This window comes from Pandoraea pnomenusa, assembly GCF_040391475.1.
Classification (GTDB): domain Bacteria; phylum Pseudomonadota; class Gammaproteobacteria; order Burkholderiales; family Burkholderiaceae; genus Pandoraea; species Pandoraea pnomenusa_C.
The window spans coordinates 78,322-97,847 of record NZ_JBEBXS010000014.1; the positions used below are offsets into that span (position 1 = coordinate 78,322).

The following is a 19,526-nucleotide window of genomic DNA, read 5'->3' on the forward strand; positions in this document are numbered from 1 at the left end:
AAGTCAGTTCTGCGGCGTATCTTCGTCGGAGATATGCTCGTTCCAGTGCAGCTTGCGGCGCAGCGTCGCGTAATAGTTGTAGCCGACCGGATGCAGGAACGTGACCTGATGCTCGGAGCGGCCCACCAGAATCTGGTCGCCCTGCCGCAATTCGGCAAACGACTGCATATCGAAATTGGCGCCGACTTCGCGTCCGCCGGTAATCGTGATGACGATGTCGCTGGAGTCGGGCAGCACGATCGGACGGTTCGACAACGCATGCGGGGCGATCGGCACGAGCACCACGCCACCGAGTCTCGGATGCAGGATCGGGCCCGTGGCCGAGAGGGCGTAGGCCGTCGAGCCGGTCGGTGTGGCGACGATGAGGCCGTCGGAGCGCTGCTTGTACATGAAGCGGCCGTCGACGTCCACGCGCAGCTCGACCATGCCCGAGATCCCCGAGCGGTTCACCACCACGTCGTTGAACGCGAGCGTCTCGTAGAGGGTCTTGCCGTCTCGCTCGATGCGGGCCGAGAGCAGCGTGCGCTGTTCGGCTTCGAAGTGTCCTTCGAGCATGGCGGGCACGACCTGACGCATCTCGCCGAGCGGAATGTCGGTAATGAAACCGACGCGCCCGTGGTTCACGCCGATGAGCGGCACTTTCGACGCGGCCAGTTGGCGGCCGACACCGAGCATGGTCCCGTCGCCGCCAACGACGACGGCCACGTCGGCTTGCGTGCCGATGGCCTGGATGTCGAGGGTGCCGTAGGGATCGGCGCCTGCGCCGATGTTATGCGCCGTATCGCGCTCGAAGACGACATGATGCCCGCGTTGGGCAATGCATGCCGCAAGCGTGAGCAGGGGTTCGGCAACGCCGTCGGCATGGTACTTTCCGACGAGCGCCACGGTCTTGAAGGGGCTCCCAGTTTTCATGCCGCCATTACACCATAAGTCGATGACAGCAACCATCGGCACGCGCGGCGTGCGGCGGTTTCCGCCTCGGGGTTTGCCGCACGCCGCGTACCTACATTTCGCGTTACAATTTTTGCCATGCTAGATCAACGTGCGCAAACGCTTCTCAAAACCCTGATCGAACGGTACATCGAAGATGGCCAGCCGGTCGGCTCGCGCACGCTTTCCCGTTATTCCGGGCTGGATCTCTCGCCCGCGACCATCCGCAACGTGATGGTCGACCTCGAAGCGCTCGGATTCGTCGCCAGCCCGCACACCTCTGCGGGACGAGTGCCGACCCCTCGCGCCTACCGTCTGTTCGTCGACACGATGCTGTCGGTGCGCCCGCTCGAAGCGTCGGTGCATCAGTTGGCATCGCAGGTGCAGACCAGTCTTCAACCGGCCGGACCGCAGCAGTTGGTCGCGTCGGCAGCGCAGGTGCTCTCGAACCTCTCGCAGTTCGCCGGTGTGGTCCTCACACCGCGTCGCAGCCAGACGTTTCGTCAGATCGAATTCCTGAGGTTGTCCGAAAAGCGGGTGTTGCTCATCATCGTGACACCCGGTGGCGACGTGCAGAACCGCATCATCCTGACGGAAAAGGACTATTCCCCGGCGCAACTGGTCGAGGCGGCGAACTATCTGAACGCCAATTTCGGTGGCCACAGCTTTGACGATGTGCGCGCTTACTTGCGTGGCGAACTCGACGCGATTCGCTCCGACATGAGTGCGCTGATGCAGGCGGCGGTGCAGGCCGGCAGCGATGCGATGGCCGACACCAGTCGCGAGAGCGTACTGATCTCGGGTGAACGCAACCTGCTCGGTGTCGAGGATCTGTCGTCGAACATGGAGCGGCTGCGCAAGCTCTTCGACGTGTTCGAGTCCAAGACCGGCCTGCTGCAATTGCTCGATGTGTCGAGCCGCGCCTCGGGCGTGCAGATCTTCATCGGCGGTGAGTCGAGCCTCGTACCGATCGAAGAGATGACGGTTGTCACGGCGCCTTACGAGGTCGACGGGGAAGTCGTCGGCACGCTCGGCGTGATCGGTCCGACGCGCATGGCCTATGAACGCGTGATTCCGATCGTCGACATCACCGCGAAGCTGCTCTCGAACGCGCTTAGTCAACACTGAGCCAGCACTGAGCCAGCACTGAGCCAGCACTGAGCCAGCACGGAGCGGGCGCGCGAGCCACGCCGCGTTACAACCCCGTAGCATTCCATTACACGCTGTCACAGACGGCAGGCATACGCTCGAAGTGTCCCTTGCGGCCTTTGTAGCGGCGTGCGGAAGTTTCCTGTCGTTCGGGCAATCGCGACGCGACATTTGCCGAAGGATTCGGACAGAACAACAAATGGCGGCACGCCGGACACCCGCTCGGCTCGCTACCGGAAGGGCCCCGGAGTCCTCTTATGAATTCCCTGAATGGCTGGCGGACGATCGTCCGCAATCTTCGCGTCGTGGGTGTCGGGCTGACGCTCGGGGTCCTCGGCGCCGTGGGCGTTCCCGCGCTCGCCCAGGCGCAGAGCGCCGATCCGCCGGGGCGCATTGCACGACTGAGCGAGTTCGACGGCACCGTGACCTTCGCCCCGGCGGGCACGGACGACTGGCGCTACGCCGATCGCAACCGGCCGCTCACGACAGGCGACGCGGTCTGGGTCGACCGCAACAGCCGGGCCGAGATGCGCGTGGGCGGCGCGGCGGTCCGCATGGGGGCTTCGACAAGCGTCGATCTCTCGGCGGTCACCGACCAGAATGTGCAACTGAACGTAACGCAAGGCACGGTCGGTCTGCGTTTGCGCAGCTTCGATCCGAATCAGCCTTACGAGATCAGCACGCCGAATCTGGCCTTTGTTCCGCAGCAGGCCGGTGAGTACCGCCTCGATGTCGATCCGAACGGCGTGACGACGGTGAGCGTGGCACGCGGCTCGGCCACGGTGTACGGGCAAGGGGCGTCGGTACCGCTGCAACAGGGGCAGCGGGTGGCGTTCGTGGGGCAGGACCTCACCCAGCAGCCCACCGGGCCGATGACTTCGGATGCCTTCGACCAATGGGTGCGCCAGCGCGACGCGCGCGAGGACGCATCCGTCTCGGCGCGCTATGTGTCGCGCGACATGACCGGCTACGAAAGCCTGGACGACTACGGCACGTGGGAGGACTCGCCAGACTACGGCGCCGTGTGGGTGCCGTCGAGCGTGCCGTCGGGGTGGGCGCCGTATCGTACGGGCCACTGGGCATGGGTCGATCCGTGGGGGTGGACGTGGGTCGACGACGCCCCCTGGGGATTTGCGCCGTACCACTATGGCCGTTGGGCCTATGTCGACGCGCGCTGGTGCTGGGTGCCGGGGCCGATCGCAGTGCGTCCGGTATATGCGCCCGCGCTGGTCGGATGGATGAGTGGCAATAGCGGCGGTCAGCAGTGGGGCATCTCGTTCGCTGCGGGCGGTGTCGGGCTCGCGTGGTTTGCCCTCGGCCCGCATGATGTCTACCGCCCGGCGTATCGCGCCAGTTCGTCGTATGTCTCGAACATCAACCGTTCGACGATCATTCGCTCGACCGACATCACGAACAACGTGACGAACAACATCAACGTCAACAACGTCTACATGAACCGGAACGTGCGTGGCGCCGTATCGACGATGCCCGCACAGGCTTTCGTGCAGGGACGCCCGGTCGGCAGGCCGGTCGCGCTGGCGGGGCCGGCCCATGACGGCCGTCAGGCACAGGCGTGGCGTGTGACCAATACGCCGGGCGTGGCGCCGTTGCAGCAGAGCGTGTTCGGCAATAGCCGTCCGGCGAGTGGTGCGCCGCCGGCCGCGGTCTTCAATCGTCAGGTACTGGCCACGCGGGCCCCGGTCGTGCACACGACGACGTCACGCGAGTTGACGAGCAATCTCCACGCCGTGCCGAACGCTGGCGGTGCGCCGCTGATGTTCGGTCAGAGCGCCCGGCCCGGACAACAAGGCGCGCCGAACGTGCAGTGGCGCGTTCAGCCTCGGGTGACCGTGGTCGGCACACACGGGCCGGTCGGTGCGCCCATTGGCGGAGCGCCCGCGCAGCCAGCACTCGGCGCGACGGGCGCGATTCCGGCCCACGGCGCATTGCCGCCGACCGGTGCATTGCCACCGACGGGGACGATGCCGTCGCGGCACGGGGTGCCGGGCGTGCCCGGCCAGCCCGGGGTACCGGGGCAGCCGGGTGTTCCTGGTGTCCCCGGCGTTCCGGGGCAACCGGGCGTACCGGGCGTACCGGGTGTACCGGGTGTACCGGGCGTGCCGGGAGCGCCCGGCTTCCCCGCGCATGAGGTTTATCAGAATCGTCAGGGACAGCCTGCGCCATCCGGCGTGCCGCATCCGCCGGGCGCGGTGGCGGGCCAACCGGCTGCACGGAGTGAAGCCCCGCCGCACACGGCACAGGAGGCGCCGGAACCCGCACGCCGGCCGCAGCAATGGCAGTCGAGACCACAGCCCCAATCGCAACCCCAGCCGCAATATCAACCGCAGTATCAACCCCAGCCGCGCCCTGAACCGCAGATGGAGCGTCAGCAGGCCGCGCCGCGCGCGCAACCGCAGGAGCGCGCACAAGCTCAGCCGCAAGTGCGCCCGCCGGCACCGCAACCTCAGCCGCAAGAGCGCCCGCCGGCACCGCATCCGCAGCCGCATCCACAGGAGCGGGCGAATCCCCAGTCGGCGCCGCGCGAGGGCAAGCAGGAGGGGGCGCGGGCACCGTCTCATGACAACGCGCACGCCGCAGCGCACCGCCCGCCGCACGACGACGAGCATTCGCGCGGCTGACGAAGACCGGCGCCGCCGTCCCTCGTCAGCCTTTGCCGACGGTGGACAGGCGGCGCTCGGGTGCCGGATTTGCGCCGGAAGTGCGACGCGTTTGCGGTAAAGTACGCTCCATGCGCTTCGATCCAGAACCCATTTCGCACGGCCCGTCCGGCAAGACCGCCGTCCTGCTGATCAACCTCGGTACGCCCGACGAGCCGCGCCCTGCGGCCGTTCGCCGCTATCTGCGCGAATTCCTGTCGGACCCACGCGTCGTCGAGATCCCGTCAATCGTGTGGCAGCCATTGCTGCGGCTGGTCATTCTGCCGTTCCGCTCCCGCCAGTCGGCGCAGAAATACGCGACGGTCTGGACGCGTGAGGGCTCGCCCCTCAAGGTCAATACCGAACATCAGGCCAACGCCCTGCGCGCCTTGCTGCATGCGAACGACTACGACGTCGTCGTGGAATACGCCATGCGGTACGGCAATCCGTCGATTGCCGAGCGCATTCGCGCGTTGCGGCAGAACGGTGTCGAGCGGATCCTCGTCCTGCCGCTGTACCCCCAGTATTCGAGCAGCACGACGGCCACGGCCAGCGATGCCGTCTTCCGCGTGCTGGCGCGCCTGCGCAATCAGCCGGATGTGCGCACCGTTCGCGATTACCACGACCATCCCGCCTATATCGAGGCGTTGCGCCAGCAAGTCGAAGGCTATTGGCTGCAGCATGGCCGGCCGGACTTCGCTGCGGGTGAGCGTTTGCTGCTGAGCTTCCACGGCGTACCGCGTCGCACCCTCGATCTGGGCGACCCGTATCACGACCAGTGCGTGAGAACGGCGCGACTGCTCGCCGCCGCACTCGGTCTGGATGAGACGACCTGCCGCCTCACGTTCCAGTCCCGCTTCGGCAAGGCCGAGTGGCTCCAGCCTTATACGGCGCCCACGCTCGAGGAGCTGGGCCGTGGCGGCACCCCGCGCGTCGACGTGTTCTGCCCGGGCTTCACGTCCGATTGCCTCGAAACGCTCGAGGAAATCAACATGGAAGGTCGCCACGCTTACCTGTCGGCGGGGGGCAAGGCGTTCCACTTCATCCCGTGTCTGAATGGTGCGGGGGCGTGGATCACGGCGCTCGGCGAGATCGCGGCGCGTCACTTGCAAGGCTGGCCGGTGCTCTCGCCGGAAGGGGCGGCGCAGGCGTCGGCAGCGGCGGTGGCGTCGACCCGGCAGCGTCAGGTCGCGGCCGTTGCTGCCTTCGACGAAGCCACGGCGGCCGCCGCCGCAGCAGCGGCAACGCAAGACCAGCCGGCATCGGGAGAACGCTCGTGACGGTGAAGGTCGACGATTCTCCGCAAGCCGCCACGCGCATCGACAAATGGCTGTGGGCAGCGCGCTTCTTCAAAACGCGCTCCCTTGCCACGCAGGCCGTGGATCGTGGTCGCGTGCTGTGCAACGAGGCGCGCGTCAAACCGGCGCGCGACGTGCGTCCCGGCGACCTCGTGTCGGTGGACAACGGCAGCACCCGGTGGGAAGTGCGTGTGAAGGCGATCGCGGAAGTCCGGGGTTCCGCCCCGGTCGCCCAGTCGCTTTACGAAGAAACGGAGGCGAGCCTGCGCGCCCGCGCCGACGAAAGCGAACGCCAGCGCCTGTTCCGCGAGCCGGCGGCGCAAATGCACGGCCGTCCGACCAAGCGCGACCGGCGACGTCTCGGCGGACTGGGCGAGTAGCCCGACGCCGGCGTCTCGCTGCACGCCGCCCGCATTTCATCCCTTGTTCCCGAGCCCCAATGAGCGCCGCCGCTGGCGTAGCGCGCAGCGGCGGACATGGGAGGGAGCGAAAATCAGCTGTCCCCCTTGGGGGAACATTCCCGGACAGGCATGACGGGCATGGCGATCGTCCATGTGGGCACGTCACGGCGCTCGGGAGGGCGATCAGCGCGAGGGGATTCCGGAATTGGACGAGTGGTGTACCGGCATGCCGGGCATTTCGACATAGTGATGCAACACCGCGCGCACGCCACCGTATTCGGTGTCGCGCCGGGTGACCGCGCCCGACAGGCAGATCGTAATCGTTACCGTCGTCACCAACGCAAGGATGAAGACAACAGCCAGTGGCAGCTTCATGATGCGCTCCTAACACCTATAAACACTACACCGGACGTAGCGGTATCCGGTGAGCGGCCGGGTCCAGCACGGTACATCCATCAACTGGACCGTAATTCATGTTAGGTCGCAGCAACGGCCGATACAATAGAGGACTCGTAACGCGTGTAACCGGATATTTACCGGCACGCGGCGCGCACCGATATGGCGCACAGAATGCCCGCCAGCCCTTGAAATTGGTGTGAACGCCCCTACTATCCAAAGGGATTTGAACCGGTGGCGCATCGTCGTGGTGCGCTGCAAGAACCTTTTGACGACTCAAGCTCATGACTGAACAGCAAAACACCCCCGACCAGCCGATTGCGTCCCAGGCCGATGCGGCCCCGAACGATGCGGCGGGCGCGAACGACGCGCTGCCCTCGGTCGAGGCACAACTTCTGGCCGCACAGGCCGAAGCGGCGGGGCTGCGCGACGAGGCACTGCGTGCCCGCGCCGAGATGGAAAACGTTCGCCGCCGCGCGGAAGACGAAGTGGCCAAGGCCCGCAAATTCGCCGTGGAAAGCTTCGCCGAGAACCTGTTGCCGGTAATCGACAGCCTCGAAGCTGCCGCCGCCGACAAGAGCGGCGACGTGGCCAAGCTGCAAGAGGGCGTGGCCCTCACGCTGCGCCAGCTCGTCTCGGCGCTCGAGCGCAGCAAGGTGTCCGTCATCGACCCGGCCGGCGCGAAGTTCGACCCGCACCAGCATCAGGCCATTTCGATGGTACCGGCCGAACAGGAACCGAACACGGTCGTGTCCGTGCTGCAAAAGGGTTACCTGATCGCGGATCGCGTGTTGCGTCCGGCGCTCGTGACCGTCGCGGCCGGCAAGTAAGACCGGAACCTGCACGGAACCCGCGCATCGCAAGCCGGCGCCTTTTGTCATGACATCGTGGCAAGCTTTGGGCGCCCGACGGTGCGCGAGTCCGTGCGAGGGTCCGCGCGACATGGCTGACCAGGCACACAAGGGGCGGCACCGCCCCGACCGGGCTTTTCGACGCGAGGCATCTCGATCATGGCAAGCGATCTTCCGGGCATGAAGGGCGTGGATGGCACCGCGTTCGAGGCATTTTCAATGCACGAACTGACCAGCGCCACGTTCGACGAAAGACTGCGCGAGGCGGGCGATGCGCTCGCCGTGGTGTTTTTCTGGGGCGTGGACTGCTTCAACTGCGAAGTTGCCAAGAAGACGATGCTCGCGCAGCGCGAGGCCATCGAAGCCCTGTCGCTGCGCTGGTTTCACGCCAACGTGTACGCCGACATGGCGCTGGGCAAACGCTTTGCGCTGCATGGGGTGCCCACGTTTTTCTTCTTCCATGAAGGCAAGAAGCTGGGCCGGGCGACCGGCTGGCAAGGCCTGCCCCAGTTCCGGCTGGCGGTGGCCGCCGCCCGCGAGAAAATCGCGGCGGCCGGGGGCAAAACCGGACAGCAGGAAGGGTCTTGAAATGTACCGGGCTGCACCCATATGTCGTGCAGATCAATGAATTGAATGGGCCACGGGCCTGACAGAAAGACGCAAAGGACGCTAGGAGAAATTTAAATGGGCAAAATCATCGGTATTGACTTGGGCACCACGAACTCGTGCGTGGCCGTCATGGAAGGCAATCAGGTCAAGATCATCGAAAACGCGGAAGGTGCTCGCACCACGCCGTCGATCATCGCTTACATGGACGATGGCGAGATCCTGGTCGGCGCACCGGCCAAGCGCCAGGCGGTGACCAATCCGAAGAACACGCTGTACGCTGTCAAACGCCTGATCGGCCGTCGCTTCGAAGAAAAGGAAGTGCAGAAGGACATCGGCCTGATGCCGTACAAGATCGTCAAGGCCGACAACGGCGACGCCTGGGTGGAAGCGCGCGACCAGAAGCTGGCCCCGCCGCAGATTTCCGCCGAAGTGCTGCGCAAGATGAAGAAGACCGCCGAGGACTACCTGGGCGAGCCGGTCACGGAAGCCGTGATCACGGTGCCGGCCTACTTCAACGACAGCCAGCGCCAGGCCACCAAGGACGCCGGCCGTATCGCCGGTCTGGAAGTCAAGCGCATCATCAACGAGCCGACGGCTGCCGCACTGGCATTCGGTCTGGACAAGAAGGAAGGCGGCGACCGCAAGATCGCGGTGTATGACCTGGGTGGCGGCACGTTCGACATCTCGATCATCGAAATCGCGGATGTGGACGGCGAACACCAGTTCGAAGTGCTGTCGACCAACGGCGACACGTTCCTGGGCGGCGAAGACTTCGACCAGCGCATCATCGACTACATCATCGGCGAGTTCAAGAAGGAACAAGGCGTCGATCTGTCGAAGGACGTGCTCGCGCTGCAACGCCTGAAGGAAGCCGCTGAAAAGGCCAAGATCGAACTGTCGTCGAGCCAGCAGACCGAAATCAACCTGCCGTACATCACGGCCGACGCCTCGGGTCCGAAGCACTTGAACCTGAAGATCACGCGCGCCAAGCTCGAAGCGCTGGTGGAAGACCTGATCGCACGCACGATCGAACCGTGCCGTACCGCGATCAAGGACGCTGGCGTCAAGGTGAGCGACATCGACGACGTGATCCTAGTTGGCGGTATGACCCGCATGCCGAAGGTGCAGGAGAAGGTCAAGGAGTTCTTCGGCAAGGATCCGCGCAAGGACGTGAATCCGGACGAAGCCGTGGCTGCCGGTGCCTCGATTCAGGGTTCGGTGCTCTCGGGCGACCGCAAGGACGTGCTGCTGCTCGACGTGACCCCGCTCTCGCTCGGTATCGAGACGCTGGGCGGCGTGATGACCAAGATGATCACGAAGAACACCACGATCCCGACGAAGCACTCGCAAGTGTTCTCGACGGCCGACGACAACCAGCCGGCCGTGACGATCAAGGTGTATCAGGGTGAGCGCGAGATGGCCGCCGGCAACAAGTCGCTGGGCGAGTTCAACCTCGAGGGCATTCCGCCGGCAGCACGCGGCACGCCGCAGATCGAAGTGACCTTCGACATCGACGCCAACGGCATTCTGCACGTGGGCGCGAAGGACAAGGCTACCGGCAAGGAAAACAAGATCGTCATCAAGGCGAACTCGGGCCTGTCGGACGCCGAGATCGAGCAGATGGTGAAGGACGCCGAGCTCAACGCCGAAGAAGACAAGAAGGCGCGCGAGCTGGCCGATTCCCGTAACCAGGGCGACGCGCTGGTGCACAGCACCCGCAAGGCGCTGACCGAGTACGGCGACAAGATCGAAGCTTCGGAGAAGGAAGCCATCGAATCGGCCATCACGGCACTGGAAGAAGCGCTGCGCGGTTCGGACAAGGCTGACATCGATGCCAAGGTCGAAGCGCTGGGCACCGCCAGCCAGAAGCTTGGCGAAAAGATGTATGCCGACATGCAGGCGCAAGCCGGCGCTGCGGGTGCCGCAGGCGCCGAGCAGGGCAAGCCGCATGACGATAACGTCGTCGACGCAGAAGTGAAGGAAGTCAACGACAAGAAGTAAGGCGTGCATGGCGCGCGGCGCATGGCAACGTGCGCTGCGTGTAGGCCGGGTATCGAAGTTCTCTGCGAAGGGAATCTCGACCCGGCTTTTTGCCTGATGGCGGACATGCGCCAACACTGGAAAGACTTATGGCCAAACGTGATTACTACGAAGTCCTTGGCGTCGCCAAGAACGCCAACGACGACGAAATCAAGAAGGCGTATCGCAAGCTGGCGATGAAGTACCACCCGGACCGCAATCCGGACAGCAAGGACGCCGAGGAGAAGTTCAAGGAGGTCAAAGAGGCCTACGAGATGCTCTCCGAGCCGGAAAAGCGCGCTGCGTACGATCAGTACGGGCACGCGGGTGTCGACCCGAACATGGGCGGCTTCGGCGGGGCGGGCGGTCAGGGCTTCGGCGGCTTTGCCGATGCCTTCGGCGACATCTTCGGCGATATCTTCGGACAGCAGGGCGGCCCCGGTGGCCGTGGCCGCGGTGGCCCGCAGGTGTATCGCGGCGCCGATCTGCGCTACAACATGGAGATCACCCTCGAGCAGGCCGCGAACGGCTTCGACACGCAGATTCGCGTGCCGAGCTGGGAAGAGTGCGAGGTCTGTCACGGCAATGGCGCGAAGCCGGGCACGAAGCCCGAGACCTGCCCGACCTGTAACGGTTCGGGTTCGGTGCGCATGTCGCAGGGCTTCTTCAGCATTCAGCAGACCTGCCCGAAGTGCCATGGCACGGGCTCGTACATTCCGGAGCCGTGCACGAACTGTCACGGTTCGGGCAAGATCAAGAAGACCAAGACGCTGGAGATCAAGATCCCGGCGGGTATCGAAGACGGCATGCGCATCCGTTCGTCCGGCAACGGCGAACCGGGGGTGAATGGCGGTCCGGCGGGCGACCTGTATGTGGAAATCCACATCAAGGCGCACAACGTGTTCGAGCGCGACGGCGACGATCTGCACTGCCAGATGCCGATTTCGTTCGCAACGGCGGCGTTGGGTGGCGACATCGACGCACCGACCCTGCACGGCAAGGCAACGTTCGAAGTGCCCGAAGGCACCCAGACCGGCAAGACGTTCCGTCTGCGCGGCAAGGGGATCAAGGGCCTGCGCGCGAGCTATCCGGGCGATCTGTACGTGCATGTGCAGGTCGAAACGCCGGTCAAGCTCGACGCCGAGCAGAAGCAGATGCTGCGTGACTTCGACGCTTCGCTCAAGGCGGGCGGCGCGCGTCATAGCCCGCAGAGCAAGGGCTGGTTCGACCGTGTGAAGCAGTTCTTCGAGTAATTCCATGCAAAGTGAAGCGCCCCTGGCCGCATTCGCACTGTTGGACGACAGTGCGGATCCGGCCGGCGGGGCGCGTCTGTATACCGGGCTCGTGCGCGAGGTGACTTGCGACGAGCCCGGTGTGCTTTCCGACGCGCTCCGCGATGTGGAAGACGCCACGCGCCACGGCCTGCATGCCGTGCTGCTGGCCGACTACGAATTCGGCGTTCGCCTTGCCGGTGTGCTGACCGTGGCCACGCGTCGTGCGCCGGGCCAGTTCCGCGCGTTGCTGTTCAGCGACTTGCAGCACCTGAGCGCCACGCAGACGCAGGCGTGGTTGTCGCAACGCGAAGCCGCCTGCGCGTCGGCGATCGAGGCGAAGTCCGGCGAGCTGCGGGTCGACGCGATCGCGCCGCCGGGCGTTGCGGGTGTCGCGTCGCTGCAAGGCGATGTGAGCGACGCGGCTTTCGACGACGCCATCGCCCGGATTCACGAGTGGCTCGCGCAGGGTGAGTGCTACCAGATCAACTACACGTATCGTCTGAATTTCGACGCATTCGGCTCGCCCGTCGCGTTGTATCGCCGCCTGCGCGCGCGTCAGCCGGTGCCTTACGGCGCGCTCGTGATGCTGCCCGGCGCCGCCGACGTGGCGGGGCGTGCGATTCTTTCGCTCTCGCCGGAGTTGTTCCTGCGTCATTCGCACGGGCAAATCGAGGCGCGCCCGATGAAGGGCACGGCGCCGGCGTGTGGCGACGCTGCCATCGACGCCCGGCGCAGTGCTGCGCTCGCGGCTGACGAGAAGAACCGCGCCGAGAACCTGATGATCGTCGACTTGCTGCGCAACGATCTCGGACGCATCGCAACGCCCGGTTCGGTCAAGGTGCCGAAGCTGTTCGAAGTGACGCGCTTCGCGAGCGTCCTGCAGATGACGTCGACGGTCACGGCGGCGCTGCCGTCGACTGTCACGTTCGCGGATGCCATCCGCGCGCTCTATCCCTGCGGCTCGATTACCGGCGCGCCCAAGCATCGCACGATGCAACTGATCGGCGAACTGGAGACATCGCCACGCGGCCTTTACACCGGGGCGATCGGCTGGCTCGATGCGCGCACGGACGATCCGCAGGCGCTGGGTGACTTCTGCCTGTCGGTCGCCATCCGGACGCTCGAACTCGAAGCCCCGGCGGCCAGCGGCTTGCGTCGCGGACGGCTGGGCGTCGGCGCGGGCATCGTGCTCGACAGCAAGGCGGCGGAAGAGCGCGACGAGTGCAAGCTCAAGGCGAGATTCCTGAGCGCGCTCGACCCCGGGTTCGAGATTTTCGAGACGATGCAGGCGAGCGCGATATCCGGCGTGCCGCATCTCGAAAGGCATCTCTCGCGGCTCGCAACGTCGGCCGCGTATTTCGGCTTTCGCTTCGACGAAGTGTCGATGCGTGAGCAAGTGGATGCCATCGTCGCCACGTTGAGTGAGGACGATCTCCATCGCGTGCGTCTGGCGCTGTCGCATGATGGCGTGGCCACGATCACGCACGCCGTACTCGCGCCATTGCCGAAGACACCCGTGACGGTGCTGCTCTCGGATACCGCGAGCGCGACTCGTGCCGACGACCTGTTCCTGCGCCACAAGACGACGGTGCGCGAGCGCTACGATGCGGGGTGGAAAGCGGCAGAGGCGAGCGGCGCATTCGACGTGCTGTTCTTCAACGAGCGCGACGAACTGACCGAAGGCGGACGCAGCAACGTGTTCGTCAAGCGCGACGGCATCTGGACGACGCCGCCGTTGTCGTGCGGCGTGTTGCCGGGCGTGATGCGCGCGGTGATGCTCGACGATCCGGCGTGGGCGGCGGTCGAAGCCGTGCTCACGCGCGACGACGTGCTGAACGCGCAGGCCATCGTGGTGTGCAACGCACTGCGAGGGGCCATGCCCGCGACGCTATCGTCGGCGTCGCCGGCGGGGACAACACCGTCGGCCTGAACGCACAGCGGCGCTGTGAAGCGCCGCTGTGTGTCTTGCGAGGTTTGGCCGTTGGACGACTGACTCAGCTTCCCTGACGCGACGCCATCTGCGGCACGAACAGATCGCTCCACTTCGCCGGACGCGTCTTGATCGTGCCCGCGCGGCTCATGAATTCCACGTACTGCATCAGGCCATTGGGCGTAGTGGTGAACTGCAGGCCCGGGTCGGCGAGCATCTGCTCGATCTCGGCCTGCGGCAGGTTCATCTTCGACACGCGCAGGAACGTTTGCGCTGCCCCCACGTGATCCTTCGCGATGTACGCCGCCGCTTCGTCCTGCGCGGCCAGGATCGCCTGCACCAGCTTCGGGTTCTGCACGGTGAACTGCTTCGGCGCGAACACCACGTCGATGGTGATGTTGCCGAGCACGTCCGTCGAATTCAGCACGCGCTTGATGCGCGGGTCCTTCAGTTCCTGGTACGAGAACGGCGGCGAGGTGAAGTGCGCCGTGATCTCCGTCTTGCCGGAGAGCAGGGCGCTCACGGCTTCCGGGTGACTCAGGCTGACCGTCTGCGGATCGAGCTTCGCGTAGTTCTCGATGCCGAACGTCTTCGCCACGGCCATTTGCAGCAGCACGGCGGAGAGCGACGTCTTGATGCCCGGAATCGCGATCTTGTCCTTCGACGTGAAGTCCTTGAGCGACTTGATGTTCGGGTTGTTCGTGTTCAGCCAGAGCGGGCCGGTGGACAGCGCCGACAGACCGATCACTTCCGAGCGCGGAATGCCGTGCGCCTTCGACCACAGGGTGACGAAGCCTGGTGCGCCGGTGCCTGCCACGTCGAGATTGCCCGCGAGCATGGCGTCGTTGATGACGTTGCCGCCGTCGAGAATGGTCCACGTCGTCTTCACGTCGCCGAGACCCAGTGCCTTGGCGTGCTTCTCGACCAGATGCTGGTCGCGCATGACCATGAGTGGCAAATAGAGAATGCCGTAGCCGTGCGACAGGCGCACCGTGCTGGCTTCGGCGTGTGCGACGTTGCCCAGCGTGGAGAATGCGGTGGTGGCGGCCAGCGCGAGCGTGCTGGCCCATCGGGTGAAGTGGCGTCGGTTCATGGTGTTGTCGTCTCCGGATAGTTGGAATTATTCATGCCCCCGAAGGGGCGTCAATCAATGCTGCATGCCCCAGCGGTGCAGCGTGCGCTTCTCGATGCGGGCGAACAGCAGGTTCTCGACGGCCAGCCCGATCAGGATCACGAAGAACAGCCCGGCGAACACGTTGGCCGTCTCCAGCGAATTGCGGTTCTCGAAGATGTACCAACCCAGACCACCCGAGCCCGAGGACACGCCGAACACCAGTTCGGCGGCGATCAGCGTGCGCCATGCAAACGCCCAGCCCACCTTCAGCCCGGTGAGAATGCTCGGGAACGCGGCCGGAATCAGCACGTGCTGCACCAGCGCGAAGCGCTTGAGGCCATAGTTCTGACCGACCATGCGAAGCGTTTTCGACACGCCGCGAAAGCCGCTGTGCGTGTTCAGCGCCACGGCCCACAGCACCGAGTGCACCAGCACGAAGATCACGCTGCCGTTGCCCAGGCCGAACCAGATGAGCGCGAGCGGCAGCAGCGCAATGGCGGGCAGGGGATTGAACATCGCCGTCAGCGTTTCGAGCAGGTCGTTGCCGATCTTCGAACTGATGGCCACGGTCGTGAGCACGGCGGCCAGCGCGATACCGATGCCGTAGCCGATCAGCAGTGTCTTGAGCGAGACCACCGCACGCAGGAGCAGTACGCCGCTGGTGATGCCGCTCACGAACGCGCCGAGCGTGTCGGTGAAGCTCGGGAAGAGCAGCGCGTTATCGAGCCAGCGTCCGTAGATTTCCCAGATGATCGCGAGCACGCACAGGATCACGGTCTTGCGCAGCCAGCTGAGGCGGTAGAGGGTCTCGAACGTGGAGAGCGGGCGCTGGATCGAGGACAGTTCGGCCTGCACCGGCTCGAGCACGAACTCGGGCCGCACGACCGGCTCGATGCGGGTGGCTTGGGGCGACGACGACGTCGGTTGGGCAATCGTGTTCATGGACGTCCTCAATGCGTTGCGAACAGCAGTTGATCGATGCGCGTCTCGAGCGCGCTCTGGTGGGCAGTGCCGAGTTGCTCGGGGGCGATGCTGTTGAGCTCGGCCTTGACCTGACCCGGGTGCGGCGAGAGCAGCAGAATGCGCGTGCCGATGCGAATGGCTTCATCGATACCGTGCGTGACGAACAGCACCGTGAAGCGCGTGTCGTCCCACAGGCGCAGCAATTCGTCCTGCATCTTGCGGCGGGTGAGGGCGTCGAGTGCGGCGAACGGCTCGTCCATGAGCAGCACGTCGGGCTCCATGGCCATGCCGCGCGCGATCGACACGCGTTGCTTCATGCCGCCCGAGAGCGTGTGCGGATAGCTGTCGATGAATTTCGCGAGACCGACCTTTTCGATGTAATGCGCGGCGCGCTCCGCGGCTTCGCGGCCCTTCAGGCGGCCACTGGCGATGAGCGCGAACTCAACGTTCTGCCGCACCGTCTTCCAGGGCAGCAACTGATCGAATTCCTGGAACACCATCATGCGATCCGGGCCCGGCTCGCTGATCGTGCGGCCCTTGAGGCGGATCTCGCCGCTCACCGGCGGCAGATAGCCGCCAATGGCCTTGAGCAACGTCGACTTGCCGCAGCCGGACGGGCCCAGCAGCACGAAACGGTCGCCCGGATACACGTTGAAGCTCACCTGCTGGGCGGCGGTGACGAGGTAGTCGTCGGTCTTGTATTGCAGCGTGACGCCGTCGATTTCGAGCAGTGGCGCGATGGCAGGCGCGCTTGCGCTGCTGTCGCCGCGGCCCGCATGGGGGGCATGGGGGGCATGGGGCATGGCGTGTCTCCGAATGGATGCTTTTATAATCGGTTCCGATACTAAGCAGCCAAGCTGTAGCGAAGCTGACATCGGGCGCTCAGGCGGCGCGCTTTCAGGGGAAACCCCGAGGACGGCCTCGCCGATTTCCGAGACAATCGCGCCCAGAAGCCGGGGTGCGCTGCACACTGCGACGCCCCGCGCCCATGAAGGAGACAGAACAATCATGCGCATCATGCTGGTGGAAGACACCGCCGATGTCGCCGAGGCGATCGCCACCCAACTGCGCAAACTCGGTCACGCGCTCGACTGCGAGACGGACGGCGCCGTGGCCGCCGCCCGCATCGGCGACGATTACGACCTGCTGATCCTCGACGTCATGCTGCCGCACGTCGACGGTTTCGAATTGCTCCGGCGCGTGCGCGAGCGCGGGCTGTCCACCCGCGTGCTGATGCTCACGGCCTGTGCCGAGATCGAGGAGCGCGTGCGGGCGCTCGATCTCGGGGCCGACGACTACCTCACCAAGCCATTCGACTTCCGCGAACTGGAAGCACGCGTGCGCGCACTCATGCGCCGCACCGGGCAGGACGCCACGAACCGGCTCGCCTGCGCCAATCTCACGCTCGATCGCAAGAGCCGTGGCGTGGAGATCGACGGGCAGCCCATCGAGCTGACGCGTCGCGAAGTCACACTGCTCGAGATTCTCGCGGCGCGCCCCGGGCGAATCTTCGGCAAGGACGAATTGATGGATCGGCTCTACGGCGACGAGCCCGCGCCGAACGCCAACGCCATCGAGCAGTACGTCGCCCGCTTGCGCAAGAAGCTTGCGGCGGCGCAATTCCAGATCCGCACGCTGCGCGGACTCGGTTACCAGCTCGTCCTGTCATGATCGTTCCCGGCCGTTCCCTGTATCTGCGGCTGGTCGTGCGCATGGGCGCCGTGCTGGCGTTCGCGGTGGCGGCCGTGCTGCTCGGTATCTGGTTCTCCACGCGCGCGGCGGTCGACCGCGCCTACGACCGGTGGCTGCTGGGCAGCGCGTTGCAGGTGGCGGAGAACACGTGGTATCAGAACGGCGAGGTGAACGTCGACGTGCCGCTGGCCGCGTTCTCGGCGCTGGCCCCCGGCGATCAGATCTTCTACACCGTGCTCGATCCGAACGGACGTTCGGTCGCCGGCGATTCCGAATTCCGTCCACCGATTCCGTGGGACAAGCTCGCCGACGGGCCGCTCGTGGTCGACGGCACGTACCAGGAGATGCCGATTCGCATCGCCATCGTCGGGCGTCGCATGCCGGTGACGGCAGAACATCCGTGGGCGGTGGTGGCGCTGGCGCACACGCAGAACGCCCGGGTGAGGTTCACGCGGGGGCTGGCCGACAACACCTTGCTCATCACTATCGCCACCGGTGTGCTGACGATGCTCGCTGCGCTCTGGACCTTGCGCCAGGCGCTCGCGCCGCTCAAGCAGATCGAGGCGGCGATTCGTGCGCGCGACTCGAACGATCTCGTGCCACTCGCGGTGACGGCACCGGCCGAGACGCTCGCGCTTGTCGGCGCGATCAACGACTTCATGCAGCGGCTGGCGACGTCGCGCTCGCTGATGCGGCGCGTGATCGGCGACGCTGCGCATCAACTGCGAACGCCGGTGACCGCACTCACCGCGCAGACGGAAATGCTCACGCAAACGCAGGATGAGACGGCCCGTCAGACGCATATCGCACGCATCCAGAAGCAGGCGCGCGGACTGGGTGGGCTCATCCATCAACTGATCAATCACGCGATGGTGCAGCACCGGGCCGATAGCGTGGCGCCGGTGCCGGTCGATCTGAATGAGTTGTTGCAGACGGCGATGCGCGAGACGTTGTCGTACGCCACGCGCGATATCGACGTTGCGCTGCATGCCCCGGACGCCCCTTGCATGATCGTCGGTGACGCACTGAGCTTGCGCGAGGCGATCAAGAACGTGCTGGTCAACGCGCTGGCCTACGGTGCGCCGCAGCGATTGCATGTCGACGTGACGCAGACCGGCGAGCAATGGCGGCTACGTTTCTTCGACGATGGCCCCGGCATTCCCGAATCGGAGTGGCAGCGCGTGCGTACGCCGTTCTCGTCGCGTGCGGACGGCCGCGAAGGCGCGAGCCTCGGACTGGCGATGGTGGCCGAAGTCATGCGCGCGCATGGCGGACAGATGACCTTCGAACGCGTGCAGGGTGAGGGATTCGCCGTGGTGTTGACGTTGCCGGTGATGGCATAAAAAAAGCGGCCCATTGCCGGGCCGCTTTCATCTTCAACGGTGTATTGCCGTACTGCTATCGCTCAGAAGCAATGTTCCTGTGACGGGAACGAGACGTGCTTTACGGCTTGCACGTAGGCCTCGATGGCAGCGGCAATGCTCGGCTGGCCTTCCATGAAGTTCTTCGAGAACTTGGGCGACTTGCCGGGGAACACGCCGAGCATGTCCTGCAGCACGAGCACCTGGCCGTCGCACTCGGGGCCGGCCCCGATGCCGATGGTCGGCATCGTCGGCAACTCGGGCGTCACGCGCGAGGCGAGCGCCGCCGGAATCGCTTCGAGAACGACCAACTGTGCACCGGCCGCCTGCAAGGCGCGGGCGTCGTCGATCAACTGGGCTTGCGCGCCGTCTTCACGCGCCTGAACCTTGAAGCCGCCGAACGCGTGCACGGACTGCGGCGTGAGCCCCAGGTGCGCACACACGGGGATGCTGCGCTCGACCAGAAAGCGCACGGTCTCCGTGAGCCACGCGCCGCCTTCGATCTTTACCATCTGCGCACCGGCCTGCATGACGGCCACCGCGCTCTGATACGCCTGTTCCTTCGTGCCGTACGTGCCGAACGGCAAATCGGCCAGCACCAGCGCCTTGTTCACGCTGCGTGCCACGCATTCGGTGTGATAGCAGATGTCGCGCAGCGTGACGGGCAGCGTGGTGCGCTGGCCCTGAATCACGTTGCCGAGCGAGTCGCCGATCAGGATGGCGTCGACGCCCACGCGATCGAGCAGCGCAGCGAAGCTCGCGTCATAGGCGGTAAGCATGGCGATCTTCTCGCCGCGCTCACGCATCTGGGCAAGTCCGGGAACGGTCACGGCCTTGCGGTTGGATTCTTGCAGATAACTCATGTCAGCCTCGGTTCAGCAG

16 protein-coding genes and 1 pseudogene are annotated in these 19,526 nt (G+C 65.4%); 11 read left to right on the top strand and 6 right to left on the bottom strand.

What is annotated here, in order from left to right; genetic code table 11:
• Positions 1–3: 3 nt before the first annotated feature.
• Positions 4–912, bottom strand: coding sequence for an NAD kinase (locus tag ABWO90_RS16140; protein WP_353192237.1), 909 nt, complete (start codon positions 910–912; stop codon positions 4–6).
• Between the two features lie 117 nt (positions 913–1,029).
• On the opposite strand from ABWO90_RS16140, the gene hrcA reads away from it, so the two are divergent.
• The 4 genes and pseudogenes from hrcA (at position 1,030) to ABWO90_RS16160 (ending at position 6,414) form a co-directional block, all read left to right on the top strand.
• Positions 1,030–2,058, top strand: a complete 1,029-nt coding sequence (gene hrcA / locus ABWO90_RS16145; RefSeq protein WP_353192238.1) for a heat-inducible transcriptional repressor HrcA — start codon at positions 1,030–1,032, stop codon at positions 2,056–2,058.
• Between the two features lie 278 nt (positions 2,059–2,336).
• The gene (locus ABWO90_RS16150; protein WP_353192239.1) at positions 2,337–4,718 is read left to right on the top strand and encodes a DUF6600 domain-containing protein; all 2,382 of its coding nucleotides are present in this window, start codon (positions 2,337–2,339) and stop codon (positions 4,716–4,718) included.
• 110 nt (positions 4,719–4,828) lie between these two features.
• Positions 4,829–5,860: pseudogene (gene hemH, locus ABWO90_RS16155) on the top strand (ferrochelatase); the annotation flags it as partial.
• 158 nt (positions 5,861–6,018) lie between these two features.
• Positions 6,019–6,414 (top strand): RNA-binding S4 domain-containing protein, encoded by a 396-nt coding sequence (locus ABWO90_RS16160; RefSeq protein WP_502922636.1) that lies wholly within the window; start codon positions 6,019–6,021, stop codon positions 6,412–6,414.
• Between the two features lie 204 nt (positions 6,415–6,618).
• Here the strand turns inward: ABWO90_RS16160 and ABWO90_RS16165 are convergent, their stop codons facing one another.
• Positions 6,619–6,810 (bottom strand): hypothetical protein, encoded by a 192-nt coding sequence (locus tag ABWO90_RS16165; protein ID WP_353192241.1) that lies wholly within the window; start codon positions 6,808–6,810, stop codon positions 6,619–6,621.
• Between the two features lie 305 nt (positions 6,811–7,115).
• Here ABWO90_RS16165 and grpE point away from each other — a divergent pair, with 305 nt between their 5' ends.
• From grpE to ABWO90_RS16190, 5 genes are all read left to right on the top strand, one after another.
• Positions 7,116–7,661, top strand: coding sequence for a nucleotide exchange factor GrpE (gene grpE / locus ABWO90_RS16170; protein WP_353192242.1), 546 nt, complete (start codon positions 7,116–7,118; stop codon positions 7,659–7,661).
• Positions 7,662–7,841: 180 nt separating this feature from the next.
• Complete coding sequence (locus ABWO90_RS16175; RefSeq protein ID WP_353192243.1) at positions 7,842–8,270, top strand: thioredoxin family protein; 429 nt, start codon at positions 7,842–7,844, stop codon at positions 8,268–8,270.
• A gap of 96 nt (positions 8,271–8,366) precedes the next feature.
• A complete protein-coding gene (dnaK, locus tag ABWO90_RS16180; RefSeq protein ID WP_353192244.1) occupies positions 8,367–10,292 on the top strand; it encodes a molecular chaperone DnaK in 1,926 nt (641 codons plus the stop codon).
• Between the two features lie 128 nt (positions 10,293–10,420).
• Positions 10,421–11,563: a molecular chaperone DnaJ gene (gene dnaJ / locus ABWO90_RS16185; RefSeq protein ID WP_353192245.1), complete on the top strand. Its 1,143-nt coding sequence runs from the start codon at positions 10,421–10,423 to the stop codon at positions 11,561–11,563.
• 4 nt (positions 11,564–11,567) lie between these two features.
• Positions 11,568–13,514 carry a chorismate-binding protein gene (locus tag ABWO90_RS16190; RefSeq protein ID WP_353192246.1) on the top strand — a complete coding sequence of 649 codons (1,947 nt, stop codon included), beginning with the start codon at positions 11,568–11,570 and terminating at the stop codon, positions 13,512–13,514.
• Positions 13,515–13,578: 64 nt separating this feature from the next.
• Here ABWO90_RS16190 and ABWO90_RS16195 read toward each other — a convergent pair whose 3' ends face one another.
• From ABWO90_RS16195 to ABWO90_RS16205, 3 genes are read right to left on the bottom strand one after another with little or no spacing between them, the layout of a single operon-like run.
• Positions 13,579–14,607, bottom strand: coding sequence for an ABC transporter substrate-binding protein (locus ABWO90_RS16195; RefSeq protein ID WP_353192247.1), 1,029 nt, complete (start codon positions 14,605–14,607; stop codon positions 13,579–13,581).
• 54 nt (positions 14,608–14,661) lie between these two features.
• Positions 14,662–15,570, bottom strand: coding sequence for an ABC transporter permease (locus ABWO90_RS16200; protein WP_353192248.1), 909 nt, complete (start codon positions 15,568–15,570; stop codon positions 14,662–14,664).
• A gap of 8 nt (positions 15,571–15,578) precedes the next feature.
• The gene (locus tag ABWO90_RS16205) at positions 15,579–16,394 is read right to left on the bottom strand and encodes an ABC transporter ATP-binding protein (RefSeq protein ID WP_353192249.1); all 816 of its coding nucleotides are present in this window, start codon (positions 16,392–16,394) and stop codon (positions 15,579–15,581) included.
• Positions 16,395–16,599: 205 nt separating this feature from the next.
• On the opposite strand from ABWO90_RS16205, the gene ABWO90_RS16210 reads away from it, so the two are divergent.
• Both ABWO90_RS16210 and ABWO90_RS16215 read left to right on the top strand, forming a co-directional pair.
• Positions 16,600–17,262 (top strand): response regulator transcription factor, encoded by a 663-nt coding sequence (locus ABWO90_RS16210; protein WP_353192250.1) that lies wholly within the window; start codon positions 16,600–16,602, stop codon positions 17,260–17,262.
• Complete coding sequence (locus ABWO90_RS16215) at positions 17,259–18,626, top strand: sensor histidine kinase (RefSeq protein WP_353192251.1); 1,368 nt, start codon at positions 17,259–17,261, stop codon at positions 18,624–18,626. Before ABWO90_RS16210 ends, ABWO90_RS16215 begins: the two co-directional genes overlap by 4 nt.
• 62 nt (positions 18,627–18,688) lie before the next feature.
• Here the strand turns inward: ABWO90_RS16215 and panB are convergent, their stop codons facing one another.
• Entirely contained in the window at positions 18,689–19,507 is an 819-nt protein-coding gene (gene panB / locus ABWO90_RS16220) for a 3-methyl-2-oxobutanoate hydroxymethyltransferase (RefSeq protein ID WP_353192252.1), read from the bottom strand.
• Positions 19,508–19,526: the final 19 nt, after the last annotated feature.